Here is a 1,034-nt window from a genome sequence, read left to right on the forward strand (position 1 = left end):
CACCAGAAGGTGTATAACGTAGCTCAGGGTCCTTTGTCAGTCTTCCGATTAATACCGCTTGGTTCAAGCTCATCTTTTATCCTCCGTCTTCATGCCTGCCCTTTCAGGTTCAGGACTTACAGATTTAAAATTGCAGACAAATCTTTCAGCGTCTTCCGTCCACTTAGGACGTACTGAACAAGAATAAATTTGGAGCACATCGTCCAATAAGGGAGCTTCAATTTCTTTCTCGCGTTGTCGGATACGCTCAATGTACTTTTGATATTTAAAGTTCTTTATCCCGATGATCAGCCAGAGATAAGCGCCTTGCCGTTCTGTTTCCAGAAACTCATTCCACTGCTCCCAAAGAAGATCCATAGAACGCATGTAATAGGCAAAATCTCTTTCTCTCATTAGCTTCCAATTAGGCTCTTTGCCTCCTGTGTGTTGCCTCAATAACTTTCGTTGATTTCGGCTGAGTCGTTCAGCTGGATGCACAATTTTCCGCTTACGATATCTCTGCCGGACCTGTTCTTCCGGAACTCCCTCCAAAAGAGAAATAAAGCGAAGTACTCCCCCACTCTCCCCACAAAACCAACATTTGAACACCTGGTCTTTGGTGTTGAGAGAAAGGTAGTATCTTCGCTTTTTTCCCGGTTTAGAATCCTCATGGCAAAATGGACATTTACAGAGAACTTCCTCCCTCGATTGAGAGGAAGGCTTAATAATAAGTCCGTTCTGGTCTGCAACGTCCAGAATGTCAGGAAGCATGGTCGATCACTGCCCTTAATTGTTCTTCTTGGCTAGGTGGAAGTTGTATCTGCTCCCACTCCGACGAAAGAACAATTTTGCGCGTAACCGTGTGAATCTGCTTTTTAGGTTCCCACCACTGCCAACGCTCGTAAGCTTCCGCAGCCATTTGAACATGCTTGCATTGCTTGTGTCCAAAATGACATGCAGGGCAGTCATGCGTAATAATCAAATCGTTGTAATGAGGCTCCACTTTCACGAGATACACACCGTTTTGCTTACTGGATGGGAACGCACAGATTAGC

2 protein-coding genes are annotated in these 1,034 nt (G+C 45.0%); both read right to left on the minus strand.

The window, feature by feature from the left end; all coding sequences use genetic code 11:
• Positions 1 to 69 precede the first annotated feature (69 nt).
• Entirely contained in the window at positions 70 to 750 is a 681-nt protein-coding gene (locus tag POTG_RS14075) for a hypothetical protein (protein WP_009225499.1), read from the minus strand.
• Positions 740 to 1,034: hypothetical protein (locus POTG_RS24890; protein WP_232282308.1), on the minus strand; the 295-nt coding region annotated here is incomplete at its 5' end. The genes POTG_RS14075 and POTG_RS24890, both read right to left, overlap by 11 nt.

The organism is Paenibacillus sp. oral taxon 786 str. D14, from assembly GCF_000159955.1.
GTDB classification, from domain to species: Bacteria; Bacillota; Bacilli; order Paenibacillales; family Paenibacillaceae; genus Fontibacillus; species Fontibacillus phoenicis.